Origin of the sequence: Aeromonas sp. 19NY04SH05-1 (assembly GCF_040581895.1) — a bacterium.
In the GTDB taxonomy this organism is placed as follows: Bacteria; Pseudomonadota; Gammaproteobacteria; order Enterobacterales; family Aeromonadaceae; genus Aeromonas; species Aeromonas enteropelogenes.
In genome coordinates, this window is the sequence record NZ_CP095328.1 from 3,036,413 (window position 1) to 3,060,861 (window position 24,449).

The 24,449-nt window shown below is 60.5% G+C and carries 21 protein-coding genes; 9 read left to right on the forward strand and 12 right to left on the reverse strand.

The features are described from left to right. Window positions 1-53 precede the first annotated feature (53 nt). A complete protein-coding gene (locus MRK42_RS13845) occupies window positions 54-761 on the forward strand; it encodes a lytic transglycosylase domain-containing protein (protein ID WP_042072792.1) in 708 nt (235 codons plus the stop codon). Between the two features lie 88 nt (window positions 762-849). On the opposite strand, the gene aqpZ is transcribed toward MRK42_RS13845, so the two are convergent. Continuing rightward, window positions 850-1,539, reverse strand: coding sequence for an aquaporin Z (gene aqpZ / locus MRK42_RS13850; RefSeq protein ID WP_338610586.1), 690 nt, complete (start codon window positions 1,537-1,539; stop codon window positions 850-852). A 269-nt stretch (window positions 1,540-1,808) separates the two neighbouring features. Next, complete coding sequence (locus MRK42_RS13855; RefSeq protein WP_042072798.1) at window positions 1,809-2,021, reverse strand: DUF1653 domain-containing protein; 213 nt, start codon at window positions 2,019-2,021, stop codon at window positions 1,809-1,811. A 393-nt stretch (window positions 2,022-2,414) separates the two neighbouring features. Between MRK42_RS13855 and MRK42_RS13860 the strand changes: the two genes are divergently transcribed. Beyond that, window positions 2,415-3,629 (forward strand): pyridoxal phosphate-dependent aminotransferase, encoded by a 1,215-nt coding sequence (locus MRK42_RS13860; protein ID WP_042072799.1) that lies wholly within the window; start codon window positions 2,415-2,417, stop codon window positions 3,627-3,629. A gap of 133 nt (window positions 3,630-3,762) precedes the next feature. Here the strand turns inward: MRK42_RS13860 and MRK42_RS13865 are convergent, their stop codons facing one another. From MRK42_RS13865 to MRK42_RS13900, 8 genes are all read right to left on the reverse strand, one after another. After that, window positions 3,763-5,403, reverse strand: coding sequence for a mechanosensitive ion channel domain-containing protein (locus tag MRK42_RS13865; protein WP_338610589.1), 1,641 nt, complete (start codon window positions 5,401-5,403; stop codon window positions 3,763-3,765). 327 nt (window positions 5,404-5,730) lie between these two features. Next, window positions 5,731-6,924 (reverse strand): enoyl-ACP reductase FabV, encoded by a 1,194-nt coding sequence (fabV, locus tag MRK42_RS13870; RefSeq protein ID WP_338610591.1) that lies wholly within the window; start codon window positions 6,922-6,924, stop codon window positions 5,731-5,733. 268 nt (window positions 6,925-7,192) lie between these two features. Continuing rightward, window positions 7,193-7,375: a hypothetical protein gene (locus MRK42_RS13875; RefSeq protein WP_026456445.1), complete on the reverse strand. Its 183-nt coding sequence runs from the start codon at window positions 7,373-7,375 to the stop codon at window positions 7,193-7,195. 53 nt (window positions 7,376-7,428) lie between these two features. Continuing rightward, on the reverse strand, window positions 7,429-8,754 hold the full coding sequence (gene rstB, locus MRK42_RS13880) for a two-component system sensor histidine kinase RstB (protein WP_338610594.1): 1,326 nt from the start codon (window positions 8,752-8,754) through the stop codon (window positions 7,429-7,431). A 21-nt stretch (window positions 8,755-8,775) separates the two neighbouring features. Continuing rightward, window positions 8,776-9,483: a two-component system response regulator RstA gene (gene rstA, locus MRK42_RS13885; RefSeq protein WP_338610596.1), complete on the reverse strand. Its 708-nt coding sequence runs from the start codon at window positions 9,481-9,483 to the stop codon at window positions 8,776-8,778. Window positions 9,484-9,558: 75 nt separating this feature from the next. Continuing rightward, on the reverse strand, window positions 9,559-10,212 hold the full coding sequence (locus MRK42_RS13890) for a PAS domain-containing protein (protein ID WP_042027428.1): 654 nt from the start codon (window positions 10,210-10,212) through the stop codon (window positions 9,559-9,561). A 67-nt stretch (window positions 10,213-10,279) separates the two neighbouring features. Next, window positions 10,280-11,569, reverse strand: coding sequence for an L-serine ammonia-lyase, iron-sulfur-dependent, subunit alpha (locus MRK42_RS13895; protein ID WP_338610599.1), 1,290 nt, complete (start codon window positions 11,567-11,569; stop codon window positions 10,280-10,282). A 22-nt stretch (window positions 11,570-11,591) separates the two neighbouring features. Then, window positions 11,592-11,978: a Rid family detoxifying hydrolase gene (locus MRK42_RS13900; protein ID WP_042027430.1), complete on the reverse strand. Its 387-nt coding sequence runs from the start codon at window positions 11,976-11,978 to the stop codon at window positions 11,592-11,594. 308 nt (window positions 11,979-12,286) lie between these two features. Here MRK42_RS13900 and MRK42_RS13905 point away from each other — a divergent pair, with 308 nt between their 5' ends. Further along, entirely contained in the window at window positions 12,287-13,546 is a 1,260-nt protein-coding gene (locus MRK42_RS13905; RefSeq protein ID WP_201978494.1) for an amino acid permease, read from the forward strand. A gap of 286 nt (window positions 13,547-13,832) precedes the next feature. Beyond that, a complete protein-coding gene (locus MRK42_RS13910) occupies window positions 13,833-14,123 on the forward strand; it encodes a hypothetical protein (protein WP_201977996.1) in 291 nt (96 codons plus the stop codon). A 52-nt stretch (window positions 14,124-14,175) separates the two neighbouring features. Here the strand turns inward: MRK42_RS13910 and MRK42_RS13915 are convergent, their stop codons facing one another. Beyond that, window positions 14,176-14,364 carry a hypothetical protein gene (locus MRK42_RS13915; RefSeq protein WP_026456536.1) on the reverse strand — a complete coding sequence of 63 codons (189 nt, stop codon included), beginning with the start codon at window positions 14,362-14,364 and terminating at the stop codon, window positions 14,176-14,178. A 312-nt stretch (window positions 14,365-14,676) separates the two neighbouring features. On the opposite strand from MRK42_RS13915, the gene MRK42_RS13920 reads away from it, so the two are divergent. From MRK42_RS13920 to MRK42_RS13930, 3 genes are all read left to right on the forward strand, one after another. Continuing rightward, a complete protein-coding gene (locus tag MRK42_RS13920; protein ID WP_338610606.1) occupies window positions 14,677-15,585 on the forward strand; it encodes a LysR substrate-binding domain-containing protein in 909 nt (302 codons plus the stop codon). Window positions 15,586-15,907: 322 nt separating this feature from the next. Further along, window positions 15,908-17,890, forward strand: coding sequence for an alkyl sulfatase dimerization domain-containing protein (locus MRK42_RS13925; protein WP_338610608.1), 1,983 nt, complete (start codon window positions 15,908-15,910; stop codon window positions 17,888-17,890). After that, entirely contained in the window at window positions 17,887-18,405 is a 519-nt protein-coding gene (locus MRK42_RS13930; RefSeq protein WP_338610610.1) for a hypothetical protein, read from the forward strand. The genes MRK42_RS13925 and MRK42_RS13930 overlap by 4 nt, the downstream gene beginning before the upstream one ends. A gap of 78 nt (window positions 18,406-18,483) precedes the next feature. Here MRK42_RS13930 and speA read toward each other — a convergent pair whose 3' ends face one another. After that, a complete protein-coding gene (speA, locus tag MRK42_RS13935; RefSeq protein WP_338610612.1) occupies window positions 18,484-20,385 on the reverse strand; it encodes a biosynthetic arginine decarboxylase in 1,902 nt (633 codons plus the stop codon). A gap of 923 nt (window positions 20,386-21,308) precedes the next feature. On the opposite strand from speA, the gene pepT reads away from it, so the two are divergent. Continuing rightward, window positions 21,309-22,532: a peptidase T gene (gene pepT, locus MRK42_RS13940; RefSeq protein WP_338610614.1), complete on the forward strand. Its 1,224-nt coding sequence runs from the start codon at window positions 21,309-21,311 to the stop codon at window positions 22,530-22,532. A 120-nt stretch (window positions 22,533-22,652) separates the two neighbouring features. Then, window positions 22,653-24,386 (forward strand): lysophospholipid acyltransferase family protein, encoded by a 1,734-nt coding sequence (locus MRK42_RS13945; protein ID WP_338612491.1) that lies wholly within the window; start codon window positions 22,653-22,655, stop codon window positions 24,384-24,386. The last annotated feature ends 63 nt before the right edge of the window (window positions 24,387-24,449 follow it).

The following is a 24,449-nucleotide window of genomic DNA, read 5'->3' on the forward strand; positions in this document are numbered from 1 at the left end:
ATGCTTTACTCAAGCAGTTGTACACGACAAGGAGCACGCACTTGAAAGCATGGATGCTGGCGAGCCATCTACTGTTGATCCCCATCCCGGGCTGGAGCCAGACACCTCTCCCGGCAGAAGTGGTCTTTGTGACCTCCGAGCCACAGCCCGTCGCACAAGTGGAACCCGCCCCCCAACCGGCCCCTCCCGCCGGCAGCAAGCAGATCCATGTCTATAAATCGGTGCAGCAAAACGGGGTAACCCGCTACTCCGACATGATCCCGGAGCAGGGCCATTATGAGTTGCTGCTGTTCAATGACTGCTTCGCCTGCAATCCCGACTCTCGCGTCAACTGGCAGACCACGGGACTGTTTCTCTACGACTATGCCAGCACCATCAAGGCAGCCGCCAAGGCCTATCAGGTGGAGCCAGCCCTGATCCGTGCCCTGATCCATGCCGAATCCGCCTTCAACCCGCTGGCCATCTCCCGCAAGGGGGCCATGGGGCTGACCCAGCTGATGCCTGCCACCGCGCGGGAGCTCGGGGTTGGCAACGCCTTGCTGGCGGAGCAGAACATCTTTGGCGGGGTGAAATACCTGGCGGGGCTGCTCAAACTGTACGATGGCAACGTGGCACTCGCGACGGCCGCCTACAACGCTGGCGCGGGCGCCGTGCAAAAGCATGGCGGGATCCCCCCCTATGCCGAAACCCGGGCCTATGTAGAACGCGTCCAGCTGTTGCACCAGCGCTATAAAGAGATGCTGCAGGCCAAGGGGCTCTAGTCCTCGTCGTTTCTCGTTCTCACCAACCCTGCAAAAACAAAAAACACGCCCGCAGGCGTGTCGAGACCACACATGTTATGGCGAGCGCTTACTTCTGCTCGTCAGCCACCAGACGATAGGCCAGTGCCCCCAGAATGCCCCCGACAATCGGCGCAACCCAGAACAGCCACAGTTGGCTGGTCGCCCAGTCGCCGACAAACAGCGCCACACCGGTACTGCGGGCCGGGTTGACCGAGGTGTTGGTCACCGGAATGCTGATGAGGTGGATCAGGGTCAGGCACAGGCCGATGGCGATCGGTGCAAAACCGGCTGGCGCGCGGCTGTCGGTCGCCCCCATGATGACGAACAGGAAGACAGCCGTCATCACCACTTCGCACACCAGCGCTGCCGTCAGGGTGTAGCCACCCGGCGAGTGTTCGCCATACCCGTTGGAGGCAAACCCGGCGGAGAGATCAAATCCGGCCTGGCCGCTGGCAATCACATAGAGCACGCCGGCTGCAACAATGCCGCCCAGCACCTGGGCCACGATGTAAGGCAAGACCCCGGTCGCCGGGAAACGGCCACCCGCCCACAATCCCACGGTCACCGCCGGGTTGAGGTGGCAACCCGAGATATGGCCGATGGCAAAAGCCATGGTCAACACCGTCAGGCCGAAGGCCAGGGCGACCCCCAGCAGACCGATCCCGACATCCGGAAAGGCCGCCGCCAATACGGCGCTTCCACATCCCCCCAGCACCAGCCAGAAGGTTCCAATAAACTCGGCAGCAACAGGTCTCACGCGATTTCTCCCCATAAAGTGACACTAAAAAGCTCCGTACAGAGCCCACGATTTAACAGGTGCGACATTATGGGAGTGTGAATCCGGGATGCGAACCCTGCCCGGGATGTTCAAAATTTGTGACTCATATCACAAAGCATTGATTAGATAAGGCATTTATCAGTAGTGCCGCGAAGTGTCGGCCTCATGAGGATAAGTTTCATGCGACAACTTATGACCATTTTGACTCCATCAGACTGCTTGCCCACCTCCGGGGACGCGCTTCCCCCTCACTCCCCGACCGGTGTGAAGCGGCTCACCACCTCTCCCTGATGTTCAATCCACTCCATGAACATGGCCACGGGACGGGCATAGACCTCGCCATCCTGCTCGGAGCGATAGATCACCAGCTGCTCCCCGGTTTCAGTGTGCAATGCCAGGGTGAGGACCTGATAAAGCCCCCCCTTGAAGTGACGATAACGACCGGGTACGGGTGCATGCATGGAGATCCCTCCTGGGATTGAACGAAATAAAACGATGACACAGGCGTGCATGGGCTGGCTCACGCCATCCCGCCGGTTTGCTGTCAAAAACGGGGAGTGGAAGACGAATTTTTCCGCAAGCCAATCGTGCCAGAGAGCGTGATAATTTCAACACAGTCAGGTAGCTTTGTTAATCAACCCATCATCTTTCACTGGCGATCCCGATATCACACAAACGATCATGCTGAATTTAACTTTTTGATAACCCTGTTTTGGAGCTAAAAATCAGGGATTTCTACTAAAAAGAAGATTGTTCTAGCATTCAATTCTGTGAAGAATAGGGGAAGGGAAATTTGATACTAAAAACCGCCTTTTTCGCCAACGCGTCCCCACGGGGAAGGAATCACAGTCACCATGTTCACTATCGACAAGTCGCACAAGCTCGACGATGTCTGCTATGACATCCGCGGCCCGGTGCATAAAGAGGCTCGCCGTCTCGAAGACGAAGGACACCGCATCCTCAAGCTCAACATCGGCAACCCGGCGCCGTTTGGTTTTGATGCACCGGAAGAGATCATCAAGGATGTCATCCTCAACATGCCCCAGAGCCAGGGCTACTGCGATTCCAAGGGGCTCTTCTCGGCCCGCAAGGCGGTGATGCAGTACTACCAGCAAAAAGGGATGCGCAAGGTCGATATCGACGACATCTACATCGGCAACGGCGCGAGCGAATTGATCGTGATGGCGATGCAGGCGTTGCTCAACAACGGCGACGAGATGCTGGTGCCCTCCCCCGACTACCCGCTGTGGACTGCGGCCGTCACCCTCTCCGGTGGCCATGCGGTGCACTACCGCTGTGACGAAGGGGCCGACTGGTATCCGGATCTCGATGACATCCGTGCCCGCATCACTCCGCGCACCCGCGGCCTGGTGCTGATCAACCCCAACAACCCGACCGGCGCCGTCTACGGCAGCGAGTTTTTGCTGGAAGTGATCGAGATCGCCCGCCAGCACAATCTCATCATCTTCGCCGACGAGATCTACGACAAGATCCTCTACGACGACATCTCCCACACCAGCGTCTGCACCCTGTGTGATGACGTCATGGTGGTCACCTTCAATGGCCTCTCCAAGGCTTACCGAGCCTGCGGTTTCCGCCAGGGCTGGATGGTCATTACCGGGCCCAAGGGGCGCGCCCGCGGCTATATCGAGGGGCTGGAGATGCTGGCCTCCATGCGCCTGTGCGCCAACGTGCCGATGCAGCACGCCATTCAGACCGCTCTTGGCGGCTACCAGAGCATCAACGAGCTGATCCTGCCGGGCGGCCGCCTGCGCCGCCAGCGCGACAAGGCCTGGGAGCTCTTGAACGAGATCCCCGGGGTCTCCTGCGTCAAGCCCAAGGGGGCGCTCTACATGTTCCCGCGCCTGGACCCCAAGGTGTACGACATCCGCGACGACCAGAAGATGGTGTTCGACCTGTTGCAGCAGGAGAAGCTCTTGCTGGTGCAAGGCACCGGCTTCAACTGGCCGGCGCCGGATCACTTCCGCCTGGTGTTCCTGCCCCGGGAAGAGGAGCTGGAGGACGCCATCGGCCGCCTCGCCCGTTTCCTCAAGGACTACAAGCAGTAACGGCGACGCGACTTAGGCCTTGATCTGCCTCCTCTCCACGGTCGCAGAGCAAAGATAAAAAATCCGAAGCGGCCTGCACCGCTTCGGATTTTTTTATGGCGGGAGGCTCGCACTGCGAGGCCCGCTTTGTGAGTTATTTCTTCCCTTTTTCCCCGGTTGCCACCTCGGCGGGCGGCACTGCAGGGGCCTGATACCAATTCTCCTGGGGCACCAGCACCGCTTGTTCCGGCTGGGCGACGAAATTGGGGGACATGATCTGCACCCCGAACTCGTTGAACACATCCTGGATGTGGCCGTGCAACTCGGTTCTGACCGGGCCGGGCAACAGCCCCTCTTTCATCCGTACTTGCAGCTCGTACTCCACATACCAGTCCTGCAGATTGAGTTGACGCACCAGAGGCGCCTCTTCCTGGTTGATCAACTGGCAGCGCCTGGCCGCCAGCTCCAGCATGGCATGCACCTGGCGCCAGGGCGTGTCATAGCCGATGGTGACCTTGGTGAGCAGGGCGATACCCTTGTCGCTCGACAGCCGGCTCAGGTTGGTTACCTTGCCCCCTACCACCACGGCGTTGGGCAGAGTCACCTCGTGATCATGACGGGTCACCAGCTTGGTCGAGAGGGCGCTCAGCTCGGTGACGACCCCCTCCACCTCCCCTATCTGCACCAGATCCCCCGGCCGCAAGGCCCGCGAGTAGATCAGCACCAGGCCGCTCATGGCATGGTTCATGATCCCGGCCGAGCCCAGAGTCACCATCAGACCGAAGAAGACGCTCACCCCCTTGAAGGCGTCCGAATCCGCCCCCGGCAGATAGGGGTAAGCGACGGTCAGGGCAAACAGCCAGATCACCACGGAGAGCAGACGGCGGGTCGCCCCAATCGTCTCGGAGTGCAACCCCTGCACCCGGAACTGGCCGCGTTCGATGCGCTCGAAGATGACGGCCAGCATGCGGATAAAGAGCTTGGTCAGCACGAAGATGACTAGCACGGTCGCAAGCCCCGGCATGGCGGCGATGATCCCGCTCAGGATGTCGCTGCACAGCCCCAGCAGGGAGGAGCCCAACTGCTCGCTCCAAACCCGGGTATGCGGGAACAGTCCCAGCACATAGGTGAGCCAGCCATAGGTGAGCAGCAGGATCACCAGCAAGGTGAATACGCCGATGACGCGGATCTCCAGATTGCCGAGCACCTGACGCCATTGATGGGGGATCAGCCCCTTTTGCTGCAGCAGGTTGTTGGCAAACCAGCGGCGCGCCCGCAGGTGACCCCGCCGCAGCAGCTGGACCACCACCAGAAAAATCAGGGTCACCAGCACCGTCTTGCCCGCGGCCTTGATCAGATAGGCGTTGGAGTGCAGCTCCAGCACCTTGATCCGCACATTCTCCAGCCGCAACCGTACCCGCTCGGCGGCCTGATCCAGGGTCAGCTCATCGAGCCACTCCAGATCCTTTTCCAGCAGCACCAGCAGGTGCTTGTCATGGATCCTGAATTCCCTGGCCTCCTGACCGAGTCGGGTCGAGCTGACCACGGTCACTGGATGGGTCAAATCCTCGGGTTGCAGCTGTCTTACCCGCTCCTTGACGATCCGCACCCGGGCCGCCCCGTCCAGGCGGCCGAATTTCGCTTGCAGCATCACGATGGGCTCGTGAAACAGGGTCAGGGTCTGGGCCCGCTCCTGCTCGGTCGGCTCCAGCCTCGGCTCCGCCGCCCACCCGCTATTGACCATGAGCAGGGCCAGCAGCATCCCTGCCAGCCTGATGATCCCTCTATGCCCCATAACCTCTCCCTATTGACCGCCAGGTCCCATCATGATGGCCACGCCCTGTCACGGGATTGGGTCAACCGGCTCAATCCAAATCTTGCCGTCATCCGTGACACGCCGGAACACCGTCCGTTTTTTGCAAAAAACCGAGTTATAACAAAGATTACCAGCAGTAATAGCACCGCGGCGATGGCGGCGAAAGAGGCCGCCACACCATTTTGCAACCTAACTCACAGGCATCTGGGCACACCATCAAAAAGGACTCGTACTGATTCGATAAAATCGGTAGACGGCCATAAAAAAACAGGGCCCCGCAGGGCCCTGTTTTCACGAACAACCGGTTTACAGCTCGACCACGTCGAACTGCACGTCCGGGTTCACATCCGCATCGTAATCCACCTCGTCCAAGCCGAAACCGAACAGACGCAGGAACTCCTGCTTGTAGCCGGTGTAGTCGGTCAGATCGGAGAGGTTCTCGCTGGTGATGGACGGCCACAGATCGCGGCAGGTCTGCTGCACGTCTTCACGCAGTTCCCAGTCATCCATGCGGATGCGGGCCTGTTCGTCCAGCGCCAGATCGGCACCATACAGACGGGTGCGCATCATGCGATCCACCTGCTCCATGCAACCCTCGTGAATGCCCTTCTCCTTCATGATCTTGAACGCCATTGAGATATAGAGCGGCATCACCGGAATGGCGCTTGATGCCTGGGTCACCACGGATTTGAGCACGGCCACGTGGGCGGTGCCACCCTTGGCGGCCAGATCGCCACGGATGGCACTGGCGGCGCGGTCCAGATCTTCCTTGGCGCGGCCCAGGGTGCCATGCCAGTAGATGGGCCAGGTGAGATCGGTACCGATGTAGGAGTAGGCCACGGACTTGGCGCCATCGGCCAGCACGCCCGCATCGCGCAGGGCAGCCATCCACAGCTCCCAATCCTGACCGCCCATGACGGTGATGGTGTTCTGGATCTCTTCCTCGTTCGCCGGCTCGACGGTGGCGGTGATGATCTGATCCTTGTTGGTGTCGATGGCGGTGGTGGTGTAGACCTCGCCGATGGGTTTGAGGGCTGAGCGCACCACTTCACCGGTTTCCGGCATCTTGCGCACCGGAGAGGCCAGGGAGTAGACCACCAGGTCAACCTGACCCAGATCCTGCTTGATGAGTTCGATCACCTTGGCACGGCACTCGTTGGAGAAGGCATCGCCGTTGACGCTTTTCGCATACAGGCCCGCTTCCTTGGCGGCCTTGTCAAAGGCGGCGGAGTTGTACCAGCCGGCAGTACCGGTCTTGGTTTCGCTGCCCGCTTTTTCGAAGAAGACGCCGAGGGTGGCGGCGCCGGAGCCAAAGGCGGCGGCAATGCGGGACGCCAGGCCATAACCGGTGGAGGCGCCGATCACCAGCACCTTCTTGGGACCATTCTCGATGGTGCCCTTGGCCTGGGTATAGGCAATCTGACGACGAACATTGGCTTCGCACCCGACCGGGTGAGTGGTGGTGCAGATAAAGCCGCGAACCTTGGGTTTGATGATCATGTGTTGTCTCTTATCCGTTTGATGGATGAAATCGGGGCATAAGATACCTCATCTTGCCGGGATTAGGTGCTCTGATGTGTTGAACTGCGGCAAAAACGGGCATCTCGCAGGCTACCTGCTACCCAAAACAGAACCCTCGCGGATGAAATGAAGCGCAACTCGCAGACCCCTTGCTCACAACTCAATCGAACGGCAGTTATCGGGACTAACAACATCAAAGGGAGGCATCAGCCTCCCTTTTGTGTTTTATCGCGCCGGCAGGGGGCGATTATTTGGTGGTCGGGGCTACCTTGACGGCCGGCGCCTTGGCATGAGCTGCTTTATGGTGTTTTTTCACCACCTTGGTCTGGGTGGTTTGCGGCGCCGCAGACTTGGTCGGGGTGGCAGCCATGGTGAAACCGGAGGTGAGGGCGAAAACGGCGGCCAGGGTCAGGGGAATGATCTTTTTCATCTTCATTTTCCTTATTCAGGTGGGTGTCATGGAGCCTTCTCCATGACTTCATCCTAAAGGGAGGGCGGCCGCGCTTCCGTGAGTGGTTGGTGACGGTTTGTATCCAAATGTACAGGCAGGGTGAGGCAGAAACGGGCACCGCCGTCACCGGGCAGCAGGGCCACCTCTCCCCCGTGATGGCGGGCAATGCTGCGCACAATGGCCAGCCCGAGGCCGCTGCCACCGGTGCGGCGGTCACGACTCTTGTCCAACCTGACAAACGGCTCGAAGATTTGCGGGGCCAGTTGCGGATCGATACCGGGCCCGTCGTCACTCACCTCCAGCAGGTAACGATCCTGCAAGCGCGAGATGGTGAAGACGACCTTGTGCTCGGCATAGCGCAGGGCATTGCCGATGAGATTCTCCACGGCACGGGCCAGCAACCGTTGATCGCCGCACCAGGGCATGTCGATAGGCTGAAGCTCGAAAACCAGCTCTTTATCGGGCCGCAGCGCCTGCCAGTCGGCGCTGTGCTGCCGTGCCCACGCACCCAGCTCAATCTCGTCGCGCTGCAGCGGCATCTCGGGCCTGTCCAGTCTGGCGTAGGTGAGCATCTCCTCGATCAGGGCATCCAGCGCCCCCAGATCACGCTCCAGTGCCTGCTGATCCGGCGCGGCTGGCTGTGGCTCCAGCATCGCAAGGCGATAGCGCAACCTGACCAGCGGGGTACGCAACTCATGGGCGATGGCATCGGTCAGTTGCTTGCGACTGGCCAGCATGGCCTGCAGCTGGGCGGCCATCTCATCGAAGGTTCGCCCCACCCTTGCCAGGCTGCTCCCCGCCGGCAGGTTGGTGCGACGGGAGAGATCGCCGTCGCCAACCAGACGGGCCGTGCGTTCCAGCTGTTGCAAACCGCGCCAGTGGGGGCGCAACCAGAGCAGGATGGGCACCCCGAGGGAGAGCCCGATCAGCAGCAGCAACCCCACATCAACCCAGTGAAGTTCATGAAGATAAGAGAGATAGGGCACGGGGCCGACGATCAGCACCTGTTCGGTACCCGGGATGCGCTGCAAGAAGGTGTCATCTTCTTCGACGATCACGATATTGCCCGCGGCAAGAAAGGCCTGATCCTCCCGTGCCAGCGGTTGCTGTGCCAGCGCCCCGACCTTGAGCGGCAGGGTGAGCTGACGGCTCTGAACCCGCAGGCGCTCCGGCCAGAGTTCGGGAGAGAGCTTGGCCAGCTCCCCCGTCAACAGGCCCAGAGAGCCTTGCATCATCCGCTCCAGATAGCGATCCCCCGCCCGCTCGGCGGTCACCTGATAGACCATGCCCACCAGCAAGATCGCCAAGGTGAAGCAGCCCATCAGCAACAGATAAAACTGGATAAAGAGGCGGCGCATGATGCTCCTTGCTGCTCCCGGTTATTCCCAGGCGTGGGGCACGAACAGATAGCCTTTCTGGCGGACCGTCTTGATGCGCACCGGGTTATTGGTGTCATCGCCGAGCCGGCGCCGCAAGCGGGAGATGGCGACATCCATGCTGCGATCCAGCCCGTCATACTCCCGGCCTCGCAGGCTTTGGAACAGGGCTTCCCGCCCCAGGATCTGGCCGGCGTGACAGGCCAGCTCCCACAACAGATCGAAATCGGCGGTGGAGAGGGCAATGCTCTGACCGTCGAGCCGCACATCCCGCCCCGCCCCATCGACGCACAGACGGCCAAATTGCAGAGTCTGGGGCACCGAGGTCACCGCCACCGGCTGCGGCGCCTGCTGGTGCTGTCGAAACTGCACCCGCAACCTGGCCAGCAGCACGGACGGGGGCGTGGTCTTGAGGATATAGTCGTTCGCCCCCAGCTCCAGGCTCAGGATCTGGTTCATGTCGCTGTCGAGGGAGGTGAGCATGACGATAGGGCCGCCAAAGCGCGGTCGCAATGCCCTGCACAGGGACATGCCATCGAGCCCCGGCAACATGATATCGAGCAGTACCAGATCAGGCTGTTCGGCCTCGAATCTGGCCAGCGCCCTGTCTCCCCTGCTCTCCAGGATCACCTCCATCTCATGACGTCCGAGCCAGTTGCTGATCAGCTCGCCAATCTCGGGGTCATCCTCAACAAACAGAATACGTTGCATAAAAAGCGCTCGTTGGCAGCAAGGGAAAACCCATTCGGGATGTTACGCGGCCACTTTTGACGTTGTGGCCCCAGATTACCCCTTCTTGATCTCCCGCAGGTAGCGGTAGATGGAGTGCACCGAGATGCCGAGCTGGCGGGCGGCGATCTGGGCGCTGTCTTTGAGCTCGAAGATCCCCATGTCGTGCAGCTGGTTGACGATGACCCGGGTCTTCTGGGATGGCGGTACCGCCTCGTTGCCACGCACCTCGCTGCTGATGGTGTCGATGGTGCTGTTGAGGGCCTCGTCGATGTTGCGGGCGAACACCTCGGGGGTAGTGGAGTTCTCGTGGGTATGCATGCACTCGGGCATCATGGCCCGCAGTACGGATTGCAGCGGGGCATCCATGTCGGTGTTGATGCACAGCATGCCGATCGGCTGGTGCTCGCCATTGCGAATGATGGTGGTGAGGGAGCGCAGCGTCTTGCCGGTGGCGCACTTGGTCAGGTAGGGGCTGGAGATATCCTGCCCGCTCTTGAGCTTCATCAGCGCCAGGTTGGTGATGGGAGCACCGACGCTGCGGCCCGTGATATGGCCGTTGGCAATCTTTATGATCGAGGGGTTGCGCGCATCCAGACTGTGGAGCAATACCTCCGTATGCTGGCCATACATGGCGGCGATGCCATCCACTATGTTTTCCATCGCCTTGAGGATCTCGAAATCACTCGGACTCAACTCTTGCAGCTTCACATTGGGACCTTAATGCAGGGGCTGCTGCGCCGGACTCGGGGCGCCGGGCAGCAGCCGACAGGGACACTCAGGCAGACATGATATCAATAATGGTGCTGTCTGTGGCAGCCATGCCGTCCTTGACCATCTGACCGACGTTGCGGATGGTTTGTTCCACGTTGCCTGCGACGATCCCCTGCCCCGAAACCGAGTGGCTGTTGAGGGCCATCAGGAAGCCGCGCACCGCCGCACTGGAGGATGTACTCACCTTCATGGCGCAGGAGGCTTTCGCCCCGTCACACACCATGCCGGCACTGTCGCTCAGCACGTTCTGGATGGCATGACAGGATTGCTCGAAGCTCCCCCCCGCCAGATAGACCATGGCCATGGCAGCGGCGGCACTGGTGACGGTGTTGCCGCAAAATGCCGACAGCGGCGGATAGTGGGATTTGATATAGATGGCGCCCAGATGGCTCATGATGAGGGCGCGAGCCAGCTGCTCTTCGCTTGCGCCATAGCGCTCGGCAATCACCACCACGGGAATGGTGGCGGCAATACCCTGATTGCCGCTGCCGAAGTTGCTCATGGCGGGCAGACTGGCGCCCCCCATGCGGGCGTCGGAGGCGGCGGCGGTGCGCATCACAATGCGGTTCATCACATCCTCGCCGATGAGGCCGGCCTGGATGTTCTGCTGCATGGTGCGGCCGATCTCGAGGCCATAAGGGTTGTTCATCCCCTCGTCGGAGAGTTTGCCGTTGAGCTCGGAGGCCTGCAGGATAAAGCGGATCTGCTCAAACTCCACCTGGGTGGCGAACTCATGAATGGCGGCGATGCTGATGTCGACCCCGTCGCAAATGGCACCGGTGGCACCACTCTGGGCCAAGTCCGCCGCGAAGGTGACCTCGCCATCCAGACGCTGCTCGACGATACGGGTATGCCCCCCGCACAGGGTCACCTCGGCGTTGTGCTCCTCGCCCTGCTCATCATGACCGGACACTGTCACCCGGCAGTAGATGAACTCAGGGGCCTCGGTGCGACTGACCAGCACGGACCCTGCGTCGATCAGGGACTGGGCACGGGCCACCTGCTCCGGGGTGATGGCAGCCAGCACCTCGAGCCCGGCATCAGCCTTGCCGCCGATGGCGCCGGCTGCCGCGGCGATGGCCAGCCCTATCTTGCCGGTGCCGGGTACATAGACCCCCATGGAGTTCTTGTAGAGATTGTCCGAGACCACCACCGCCAGACGCTCGGGCTCACACCCCAGCGCCCGGGCGGCGACGGCCGCGGCATAAGCGGCGGCGATGGGCTCGGTACAGCCCAGCGCCGGTTTGACAACCTGTTGAATAATCTTCAGATACTGCTGCCATGCTTGTTTCATTGCGAGAACCTTTCTGTGTGCATTAACGGGCGATATGGGCGATGGCTTCGACTTCCACCCTGACCCCCATGGGTAGATCTTTCACCGCGAAACAGCTTCGCGCCGGACAATCCTGCTGGAAATAGCGTTTATAAACCGCATTGAATGCGGCAAAATCACTGATCTCCGCCAGGTAACAGGTGGTCTTGAGCACGGTATCGAGCGAGCCGCCACCCGCCTCCAGCACGGATTTCAGGTTTTCCAGCGCCTGCTGGCTCTGGGCCGTGATGCCCCCTTCCACCACGCCCCCTTGCTGTTTGCAGACCGGCAACTGACCGGAGGTAAAGATGAGATCGCCATAGGCAGTGCCATGGCTGTAGGGCCCGATGGCATCGGGTGCGGCATTCGCCACTATGACCTGTTTCTTCATATCGCCACTCCTTAATATGCAATTATTTTTGCAAACATTGTTTTGCTTTCACTCAACATTATTTGCTTATTAATTGAGTTATTCAACTAAAAACTAAAGATGTAGTCATAAATTCCGTTTTATTGTAAACAAAAAGCGTGATCGACCTCCTTCTTTGGATATAAGAGCATTGTCTGCCAACTTTTTATTCAACTATATTTGCACCAGATTCATTGCCATTACAAAAACAAGGGACTCTAGATATGTACACAACGGCAACCACCCAGCCCGCCACTGGCACGGGTAGCGCAATACACAAGGGCCCGCTGATGGGCACACTGGAATGGAAAGAGGCGGTTCGTTTTGACAGCACCGACTGGGGCTGGATCATCATGAGCATCGGCATGGCCATCGGGGCGGGGATCGTTTTCCTGCCGGTACAGGTGGGGCTGATGGGGTTGTGGGTCTTCCTGCTGTCGGCGGTGATCGGTTATCCGGCCATGTACATGTTCCAGCGCCTCTTCATCAATACCCTGGCCACCTCCCCCGAGTGCAAGGATTACCCCAGCGTCATCACGGGTTACCTGGGCAAAAACTGGGGCATGCTGCTCGGCGCCCTCTACTTCGTGATGCTGGTGATCTGGGTGTTTGTCTACTCCACCGCCATCACCAATGACAGCGCCTCCTTCCTCCATAGCTTCGGCATCACCGACACCCTGCTCTCGAAAAACCCGCTTTACGGTCTGGTACTGATCTGCGCCCTGGTGGCGCTGGCATCCCGTGGCGAGAACCTCTTGTTCAAGATCTCCAGCTTCATGGTACTGACCAAGATCAGCGTGGTAGCCCTGCTCGGTCTGATGATGGTGGACAAATGGGATACGGCCAATATCACCGCCATGCCCACCGTCGGTCACTGGATGAAGGATGCCGTCATCATGCTCCCCTTCACCCTGACCTCCATCCTCTTTATCCAAAGCCTGAGCCCCATGGTGATCTCCTACCGTTCGCGGGAAAAATCCCTGGAGGTGGCCCGCTTCAAGGCCATGCGTGCCATGAACATCGCCTTCGGCATCCTGTTCGTGGTGGTCTTCTTCTACGCCATCTCCTTTACCCTGGCCATGGGCCACGAGCAGGCGGTCAAAGCCTCCGAGGAGAACATCTCGGCGCTGGCCATGGTGGCACAGGGCGTGCCGGGCCAGACCCTCAAACTCTTGAGCCTGACCCTCAACATCTTCGCGGTAATGACCGCCTACTTCGGCGTCTATCTCGGTTTTCGGGAAGCCTGCCAGGGGCTGACCATGAACCTGCTGCGCCGCGTCATGCCCGATGAGCGCATCAACAGGGATCTGGTAGGCAAAGGGATCATGGTGTTTACCGTCATGCTCTCCTGGGGCGCCATCGTGCTCAACGCCCCCGTGCTGAGTTTTACCTCCATCTGCAGCCCCATCTTCGGCATGGTGGGCTGCCTCATCCCGGCTTATCTGGTCTATCAGGTGCCGGCGCTGCACAAGTACAAGGGCACTTCCCTCTACATCATCATCATCACCGGTCTGCTGCTCTGCGTATCGCCCTTCCTGGCGTTCAATTAAGTCGCGGTGACGACACAACAAAAGGGCCACCCCGGGTGGCCCTTTTTCTGGATAGCGACTTCGCCTGGCAACTCGCCGCTATCAAGGCCCGGATGAGAGCCAGCTCAACCTCCCTGCACAAAAACAACTATCTCGTCTTGCTTGGCTGGGGGACAAAGACGTAGTCTCGAACGAAAACAAAACATGGCCAACCCGCTCTCCCGAATCAGGGAGTTCGAGGCAAGGGCCAGATACGACAGATCGAAAGAGCCAACCTCTATCACCTCGTTCAGGCAAGGAATTTCAGATGGCGAGATACCAGTTTTTCACCATTCCGGCATCCAACCGGCAGCAATACACCTTTATCGACATGGCCTCCCCCACTTTTTTGATTGAGAAAGAGGCGTTATTGGCCCAGGGATTCGAGGTCCGGGAGGATTTTATCGATGCCCAAAGCCCGACAGAGGCGGTGGAGAAGTACCAGTCCGGCTTTCTCTATGTGGCTGACGAAATAGGCAAATCAGACGAAGCCTATGCCGCGGCGACGGCACTGCTGGAAGCTGGCAAGGGATTGTTCGATCGAAAAGCGGGCCATTGACGAGGAAAGAAGATGGCCATAGCGACAAGGCGTCCGATGGCCAACAGGATAGTCAGATGCGGGCAAGCTGGCGGAGCATCTCCACCAGCTCCTCTTCGCTGCTCGGTTCATAGGCCAATTGCAGGCTTGGGGCGGCGCCGCCCATCAGCATGTAGACGTTCGTGCTGCAGTGATCATAGTGATACCACTTACCGTCGATACAGACATCGGTATAGCATCTCGGGTCCCTTTTGAGTTCCATACAAGCTTCCTTTTGTGTCATACCACCAACATCATTTTCGACCGTAAAGTAACCAGAGCGTTACAAACTTGATACAGATCAAGTCCGGGTGGCGACACCGCGATTTGTCAGCAAAAAAGTTCCGATAGACGCTGCTTATCGCCCATTGACGGCCATCTGCTTCCTGTTAAGTTCTCAGTCAGCCATGTCCGCCACAATGACATCGGGCTGAATGGAAGATGAGCAATCTCCTGGGCACCCTTCACATCATGGGCAGCCTCACCGGCATGAGGCGCCTGCGCCATATCGACCAGGCAAGCAGAGGATGCATAAATGTCCTACCCGCACATAGATCTGAACCTGTTTCGCATCTTCGATCGCGTCATGACCGAGAAGGGGGTATCGGCCGCCGCCGCCAGCCTGGAGATGACCCCGGCCGCAATCAGTCAGGCCATTCGCAGGCTCAGCGACCTCATCGGCGAGCCCCTGTTTCGCCGCGAGGGACGCGGGATCATCCCCACCAGCCGCGCCCTCGGACTGCACAGAGAGATCCGCACCGCTCTGCACACCCTGGAGCGCTCCCTGCTGCTCAATCAGGCGTTCGATCCCCTCACCAGCCAGCGCATCTTTCGCATTGCCAGCCACCCGGACCTCGATCTCCTGCTGTTGCCGGCGCTGCTCGCCCATCTGGCCAGGGTGGCGCCCCATTGCCGGGTGGAGTCGGTGCCCGGCATGTTTGAAGAGCACCTGCGTCAGCAGGCGCTGCGCCTTCGCAACATCGATCTGGTACTGGCCAGCACGGCGCTGGAAGAGACCGGCTTTTGCAACGAGTCCCTGCTGACCCTGGAGCTCAGGGTGGCCTGTCGCGCCGATCATCCGCGCATCGGGGAGAGCCTCGACTTCGAAACCTTCTTTGCCGAAGAGCACGTGGTCTGGGATGTGCGCCGCAAGGATGACTGGGTCATCCGCAGCCTCAGCAGCCAGGCCCTGCCTCCCCGCAAGATTGCCTACGAGAGCAATGCCCTGCTCACCGCCCTCTCCCTGGTCAGCCAGACCGAGTGGCTCTGCGTGGTCAGCCAGTGGCATGTCGAACAGGTGCGCGACACCCTGCGGCTCAAGGATTTTCCGCTGCCCTGGGCCTCCAGCCACTGCCCCGTTTATCTCAGCTGGCACCAGGCGCAGGGCCGGGATCCCGCCCTCCAGTGGTTTATCCGCCAACTGCACCTGATTGCCGCAAGCTGACCCCCTCATTTAACGGCTGCTTAACTGTCGTTTATTGCCGGCTGCAATGATTGCTGCCGCCGGCCTCGCTACTCTGGTGCCTAACCCGTTGCCGTGCCCTCGGCGCAATGCCGCAACGCCCGACTAACAGAGCGATGCTGACCATGTTCATGGGACATGTCGTCAGGGGGCATCTCTCGCCCAACGTTTCACTCCGGGTCCGGATAGCGCCTGCCATGGCTGACGTCATCTCGGCTACCCGTCACTCACCCTGTTTACTGGGAGGCATCAGAGTCTGACTACACTTGGTCCTGCCTACCCACCACAATCTGGAGAAAGACAGATGAAGCTCAAGTTCTTGACGCATACCATTGTCACCCTATGCCTCTCCGGCTCCCTGCTGTTGCAGCCGGCCTGGGCCGTCATCAACCCCAAGCCGGCCAGCGAATTTACCATTCAGGCCAACCAGAATGTGCTGCACACCCTGCCATTCAACGACAAGCAGGATTTCGAGGACGCCCGGCGCGGCTTCATCGCCAAACCGGATACCCTCACCATCAAGGATGACAAGGGCAACGTGGTATGGGATCTGGAGCAATACAAGACCTATATCGGCCTGGACAAGACGGCGCCGGATACCGTCAACCCGAGCCTGTGGCGCAATGCCCAGCTGAACATGGAGTACGGCTTGTTCAAGGTGACCGACAAGATTTACCAGATCCGCGGCTTTGATCTCTCCAACATCACCTTCATCCAGGGTGACAAGGGGTGGATCGTCTTCGACCCGCTGATCTCGCCGCAGACCGCCAAGGCGGCCCTCGCCTTCATCAACAAGACCCTGGGCGAACGGCCGGTCAGCGCCGTGGTCTACAGCCACTCCCACGTGGATCACTACGGCGGGGCAGCCGGCCTCTTCAACTCGCCGGACGAGGTGAAAAAGAACGGGGTTCAGATCATCGCCCCCGAAGGGTTCACCGAGCATGCGGTCTCGGAAAACGTCATCGCCGGCAATGCCATGGCCCGCCGCGCCGTCTACATGTATGGCGCCCTGCTGCCGCGCAATGCCCAGGGAGGCGTGAACGGCGGCCTGGGGCAGACTACCTCCACCGGCGTGCCCTCCCTGCTGCTGCCGACCCGCTTCATCACCAAGACCGGGGAAGAGGTTACTCTGGATGGCGTACGGATGGTCTTCCAGATGACCCCGGGCACCGAAGCACCGGCCGAGATGAACACCTGGTTTCCGGACAGCAAGGCGCTCTGGATGGCCGAGAACACCACCAATACCATGCACAACATCCTCACCCTGCGCGGCGCCCAGGTGCGCGATGCCCTCAAGTGGTCCAGCTACCTCAACGAGACCATCGAAACCTGGGGCGACCAGGCCCAGGTCAAGTTCCAGAGCCACCACTGGCCGCGCTGGGGCAATGCCAGCATCGTCGACTACTTCAAGAAGCAGCGGGATCTCTACAAGTACATCCACGATCAGTCGGTGCGGCTGATGAACATGGGCTACACGGGTGAGGAGATCTCGGAGAAGATAGCTCTGCCCCCCGAGCTCAACGACTTCTGGCCGAACCGCGGTTACTACGGCACCCTGCGCCACAACAGCCGGGCCGTCTATCAGCGCTACATGGGCTGGTACTCCGGCAATCCCTCCGATCTGGACAACCTGCCACCCGAGATGGTCGGCCCCAAATACGTCGAGTTCATGGGCGGTGAGCAAGCGCTGCTGAAGAAAGCCAAGGCGTCGTTCGACAAGGGGGAATATCGCTGGGTCGCGGAAGTGCTCAAGCATCTGGTGTTCGCCAACCCCAACAACCAGGAGGGCAAGCTGCTGCTGGCCGATGCGCTCGAACAGTTGGGTTATCAGGCCGAGTCCGGCCCATGGCGCTCCGTCTATCTGCAGGGGGCCTATGAGCTGCGCAACGGCGTGCCCACTGCTGGCGGTACCGTTACCGCCTCGCCGGATACCATTCGCGCCATGAGTCCCAGCATGCTGTTCGACTATCTGGCGGTACGCATCAATCCGGAGAAAGCGGCCGGCAAGAAGATGGTCATCAACATGGACTTCACCGACATCGGGGAGAAACACACCCTGAGCCTGGAGAACGCCGTACTCAACCACACCACCCGCTATGCCGCCAAGCCGGATGTTACCCTCACCTTGAGCAAGCAGACCCTGGACGACATCCAGCTGGGCCAGGGCACGCTGGAGCAGAAGATCGCCAGCGGCGAGATCAAGATTCAGGGCGACCAGCAGACCTTCAGCGACTTCGTCGGCCTGCTCGACAAGTTCAACTTCTGGTTCAACATAGTGACCCCATGATGCGACGCACCTTGCGCGTGTGCATGACCCTGCTCTGCCTCATCCCCGGGATGGGGCAGACCTGCGGTTATGACGCACTCTACCCCAATCCGTTTGAACAGAGCTGGCCCGGTACGCTCGACGTTGCCATGGCGACCGCGGCGGCGGTCAATGATGACAGACTGGCCCGCCTGCCCCCCCTCACCGGCGAGGCGGGGTTTACCCGCAGCCAGGCCTGGCTGCAGGCCCTGAAGAGCCGCTTCCAGCAGGCCGGCGTCAGGGGCGGCGTCTCCATCCTGCTGGTCGACTCCGGACTCTGGTCGAGGCTGCGTGGCAAGGAGTCACTGCTGCTGCAGTTGCACACCCCCGGGCCACATGCAGATGACAGGGTGATGCTGTTGAGCGAAGCCGCCCTCGATGCCCTGCTGGCCGGCACCCTCACCATAGAGACTGCCGTCCAGCTTGGAGTGGTGACGCTGCAAGGAGAAGATGGCAAACAGTTGCAGCATGACTTGCACCAGGCTCTGGGCTCATGAGCGCTCAGATATGAAAAAAGGGAGGTATCTGCCTCCCTTTTCTTTAGTGCCATCGCGGCAACGGTCAAGCGCGGGCGCTTATTCGTCTTCCAGATAGGCGTAGCCTTGCAGACCCAGCTCCAACTCGTCGAGCAGGGCCTTGCGGGTCGCGTCGTCCAGCGCCGGGTGGGAGACGATCCGCTGGTAATTCTCGCGAATGACGGACGGGTCGATGTTGACGTAACGCAGCAGCTGGTCGACGGTGTCGCCGCGCACCACGTTGCGGATGTCCATCTTGCCTTCCTCGTCCAGCCACACTTCTGCGCAGTGGGTGTCACCGAACAGGTTGTGCAGATCGCCGAGGATCTCCTGATAGGCGCCCACCAGGAAAAAGCCGACGTGGCACTCTTCGTGCTCGCCATACACCGGCATCGGCAGGGTGCTTTCCACACCCAGACCATCGACGTAGTGCTCCACCTGACCGTCGGAGTCACAAGTGATGTCCATCAGGATGCCGCGGCGGGTGAGCGGACGCTCGAGGCCGGAGAGCGGCATCACCGGGAACACCTGACCGATACCCCAGGCATCCGGCAAGGACTGGAACAGGGAGAAGTTGGCAAAGCACTTGTCGGCCAGCTTCTCGGAGAGCTCGTCAGCCAGCGCACGGTGGTTGCGGTTGACCGGGTTGAGCAGCTCTTTGAGCGCCAGACAGGTGTTCTGGTGCAGCATCTCGGCCCAGGCGCGCTGCTCGAGGTTCAAGAGACCCATAGTGTACTGGGTGTTGACGTCTGCCAGATCCGCCACCGAATCGTGGAAAATCTCCAGCAGGGAGGGATCTTCCCCTCGCAGATCCAGCCAGCCCTTCCACATGTTCTGCAAAATGGTGGGCGCGTCTTCGTCCGGGGCGCTGATGTCGTTCACCTCCACCCCTTCGGCACCAATGATGTTGGTCACCAGCACGGCGTGGTGCGCAGTCAGGGCACGGCCGGACTCGCTGATGATGGTCGGGTGCGGCAGGTCGAACTCGCGGCACACGTCGCCAATGCCCCACACCACGTTGTTGGCGTACTCGGAGAGGCTGTAGTTGGCGGAGCAGTGGCTCTGGGAGCGGGTGCCCTCATAGTCCACACCCAGGCCACCGCCTACGTCAACGACTTCGATGTTGGCACCGAGGCGACGCAGTTCGGCGTAGAAACGGCCGCACTCGCGGATGCCACCCTGGATGTCGCGGATGTTGGCGATCTGGGAGCCCAGGTGGAAGTGCAGCAGTTGCAGGCAGTCCAGCTTGCCGACGCTGCGCAGACGCTCGATCAGCGCCAGGATCTGGGAGGCGGACAGGCCAAATTTGGACATGGAGCCGCCGCTCGATTCCCACATGCCGGAGCCGGTGGAAGCGAGCTTGGCGCGCACCCCGATGTTGGGCTTGATGTTGAGGCGAGCTGACTCGTCCAGCACCATTTCCAGCTCGGAGGGCTTCTCCACCACGATGTAGACCTTGTGGCCCATCAAGTTGCCCAGGAGGGCGTGGCGGACATATTCGCGATCTTTGTAGCCGTTGCAGACGATCACCGAGCCTTGCTCATGGTGATGGGACAGCACGGCAAGCAGTTCCGGTTTGGAACCAGCTTCCAGGCCAAGCCGGGGCTTGTCACTGTAGGACTGGCTGATGGTCTCGATGACGCGGCGCTGCTGGTTTACCTTGATCGGGTAAACGCACAGGTAGTCCCCTTCATAGCCTGACTTCTCGATGGCCTGACCGAAAGCGTTGAACAGCGCATCGACCCGGCTCTTGAGGATGTCGGGGAAGCGCAGCAGCACAGGGGTGGTCAGCCCGGATTGACGCAGTTGTTCGATGGCGTCGGAGAGCACGATCTGTGCATCAGGGCGTGATTTGTCGGGAGCAACGGTCACATGACCGGCGTCATTGATATTGAAAAAACCCGCACCCCAGTAGGGAACGTTGTAGACCTTCAAGGAGTCCTTGCTGGACCAGTTAGTCATGGGCTATGCCTCGCAAATGAGCGGCCAGTGGCCGCCTTCGTTACCCTCAATCACATCCAGACCATTTGCGGCAAGCCAAGGCTGCCTGGTGGATTTTGGGAAGTAACGAGTCTTGATGTGGGGCTGGTGGCTTTACATCAAGCTCAACGGTATGCGGTGCTACGATGCCGTAGTACCGCGGTACTTTGATGACAGACAGCATCAGCCACGCAGTCTGTTCATCATTCGGCAGCCATCACGACAGCAGGAGAGAGGTTCAAGGAAGAGATGCGAAGGCGCCAGCACGCATGCGTGTTGATAGACGACAACAACCACAGCCAACCCATTTCCAGTGACCGCCCATGACAAGGGAAGATGATGAGCCGTCGGCTCACTCGGTCAAATGCAAAATGAGAGTCTGTTGTTCTCCCTGATACCGGAGCCTAACCGGTATTAAAGAAACTATTCCCCAGCAGTGTCTGTCGTTTCTGCGTGCCTCGCCCTATAGGCGTGTGATCGTCCGGGTGTCTGGCGGCCTCTGCCTGCGTCAGGGTTACCCTTGGATCGGCGCGGAGTGTACACACTTAAGGCCGGCCGTGACAATAAAAAATCGCGTTGCAAATCCCCTTTTTTTCACCCGTGCGAATATCGCTGCCAGGCAGGCGCCATCAGGGATAGCGCCTCATTCGCTCCCCCTCCTTTACCCCTGAAAAGAGTCACGTTTTTCCGCCATGACGGGCAACCCTGACCAGGCGGGCCTCGCAGCCAAAAAGCGGGTCTTTGCCAGCGCCTAAAAATCCTGAAACCCCTTCGCTTTATGCAGCGCGGGCCCACCCGCGTCAGGGAGTGACGCCCCGACATAAAAAATGGAGAAAACCTGCGCTGACGCAATGAGCGAGAAAACGGGATTGGCCACAATGACCCTTCATTACCGGAGGCTAATAATGGATACCCTGCTTGAGCGTTTCTTGCGTTACGTGACTTTTCATACCCGCTCTGACGAGACCAATCCCGCCTGTCCCAGCAGTGAAGGCCAGCTGGTCTTTGCCCGAGTCCTCAAGGAAGAGATGGAAGCCCTGGGGCTGACCCGGGTCACTCTGGACGAACACGGCTACCTCACCGCCTGTCTGCCGGGCAACCAGCCAGAGGCTCCCGACATCGGTCTTATCGCCCACATGGATACCGCCGATTACGAGGCCGAGCACGTGGAGCCCCAGATCATCGAGAACTACCAGGGGGGGGATATCTGCCTTGGCAAGGGTGACGAGGTGCTGACCATCCGCGACTACCGTTTCCTGAAAAACTACCTGGGCCAGGATCTCATTACCACGGACGGCACTACCCTGCTCGGTGCCGACGACAAGGCGGGCATCGCCGAGATCCTTACCGCCATCGATCATCTGCAGGCTCACCCCGAGATCCCTCGCGGCGATATCTGGGTCGGCTTCACCCCGGACGAGGAGATAGGCCGCGGCGCCAACCTCTTCCCACTGGACAGATTTCCGGCCAAGTGGGCCTATACCGTCGATGGCGGCGAACTGGGGGAGCTTGAATACGAGAACTTCAACGCCGCCAGCGCCACCATCCGTTTTGTCGGCAACAACGTGCACCCGGGTACCGCCAAGGGCAGCATGATCAACAGCCAGACTCTGGCCGCCCGCTTCCACGCCGCCATGCCGGCCGGGCAGACGCCCGAGTGTACCGAGGGCTACGAAGGCTTCTTCCACCTGGCCCAGATGAACGGCACTGTGGAGGAGTGCACCCTGCACTACATCATCCGTGACTTCGACGACGAGGGGTTTGCCAGTCGCAAGGCCGAGATGGAGCGACGGGTCGCCGCCATGCAGGCCGAGTACCCCAAGGCCCGCATCGAGCTCACCCTGACCGACAGCTATCGCAACATGCGCAGCCAGATTGAGCCGCACATGCACATTGTGGAGCTGGCCAAGGCGGCGATGATCGCGGCCGACGTGAGCCCCAGGGTCAAGCCGATCCGCGGTGGCACCGACGGTGCCCGCCTCTCCTTTATGGGGCTGCCCTGCCCGAATATTTTCACCGGTGGCCACAACTTCCACGGCAAGCACGAGTTCATCCCGCTGCAATCCATGGAAAAAGCGGTCGCTACCCTGGTGGAACTGGTTCGCTTGACGGCAGCCTGGCGCGGCTGATCCTCGCCGATAACCCGCAGGGCGACTCCCTTCGCCCTGCCATCAAACTGTCATCCCGCTGCCATACGGCGGGAACAGATCACCCTCATGATGGGGCAAATCCTCGCCGGAGCGCCCCAGATGTTCAGTGTCGATACCCTGCTTGCCCAGCACTTTCCCCGCCTGCATGGCTCCCCCGCACTCGCCCCGCTCAGCAAGCGGGCCCTGGCCTGGCTCTTCAACGAACAGGCCTTCCAGCAGTTTGCCAGCCGCTACCCTCACCTGCGCGGACTCGATTTTGTCGAACAGGTGCTGGCCCAGCTCGACTTCGACTACCGGGTCAGCGAGGCGCAGCTGGAGCACATCCCCGCCAGTGGCCGGGTGATCATCGTCGCCAACCACCCCATAGGGTCTCTCGACGGGCTGGCGCTGCTGCGCCTGCTCGGCCGCATCCGCCCCGATGTGAAAATCGTGGCCAACCAGCTGCTGGCGCAGCTTGCGCCGCTGCGCTCCCTGTTGCTGCCGGTGGACAACCTGGGAGGCAAGACGGACAGGCGCGCCATTCTGGCGATGGGGGAACACCTGGCAGCGGAAGGGGCGCTGGTGATCTTCCCCGCCGGCGAGGTATCGCGCCTCGGGCCCAAGGGAGTGAAGGATGGCCCCTGGCAGGGAGGCTTCATCAAGCTGGCCCAGCGCACCCGTACCCCGCTGGTACCCGTCCATCTGGGGGGGCGCAACAGCCTCGGCTTTTACCTTCTCTCCTGGCTCAGCAAACCGGCCTCCGGCCTGCTGCTGGTTCGCCAGCTGTTCCGCCAGCAGGGGCAGACACTGCCGATGACCATCGGGGCCAGGATCCCCCCCTCCAGCCTTGGCGAGCTGCCCGCCAAAACGGCGGCGCGGCTGGTGCGAAGCCACCTCTATCGCATCGGCCGGGGACAGGCGGGCAAGCTTGCGACCGAGGCCCCCATCGCCCTGCCGGAGGATCGCCGCCTGCTCAAGCAGGCCATCGATCGCTGCGAGGTGCTCGGCCACACCCTGGATGGCCAATCCATCCTGCTCTATCGCCGCCATGAGACGGGTCATTCGGTGATCCTGCGCGAGCTGGGTCGATTGCGGGAGATCGCCTTTCGGGCGGTGGGGGAAGGCTCGGGCAAGCGGCGGGATCTCGACGGCTTTGACGATGACTATTACCACCTCATCCTCTGGGATCCGGCCAGGCTCGACATCATAGGCGCCTACCGTTTCGCCCCGGTGGCCGAGCTGCTGGCCAGCAAGGGGCTCGGCGGCCTCTACAGCCACACCCTGTTTGGCTTCGAGGAGAAGCTGCTGCCACGGCTGGAGCAGGCCATTGAACTGGGCCGCAGCTTTATCCAGCCCGCCTACTGGGGCAAGCGGGGTCTGGATTACCTCTGGTTTGGCATCGGCGCCTATCTGGCCCGCTATCCCGACTACCGCTATCTGTTTGGCCCGGTGTCGCTGTCCGGCAGCCTGCCGCCGGCAGCCAAGGATCTGCTGGTAAGCTTCTATCGCCAGCACTTTGCCCCCACGCTTGCGCTGGCTCCCTCGCGTCGCCCCTACCCCATGACGACACAGCTGTTCGCGGGCACGGATTACGGCGCCGATCTCAAGGAGCTCAAGGCCCGTCTCGACAATCTGGGCTGCGCCATTCCCACCCTCTACAAGCAGTATTCCGAGCTGTGCGAACCGGGAGGCGTGCAGTTCATGGACTTTGGCATCGACCCCGACTTCAATCACTGCATCGACGGCCTGGTGTGGGTGGATGTGAGCCGCATCAAGCCCCACAAGCGGGCCCGCTATATCGGCAACCCACAGGACGTGGAGCTGATCCCTGGCGACGGGCGAACGCCACAATAGAGGTGCGCCGCAATAACAGAGGGAGGCCGCGGCCTCCCTCTTTCGTATGCTTCTATTGCCTCT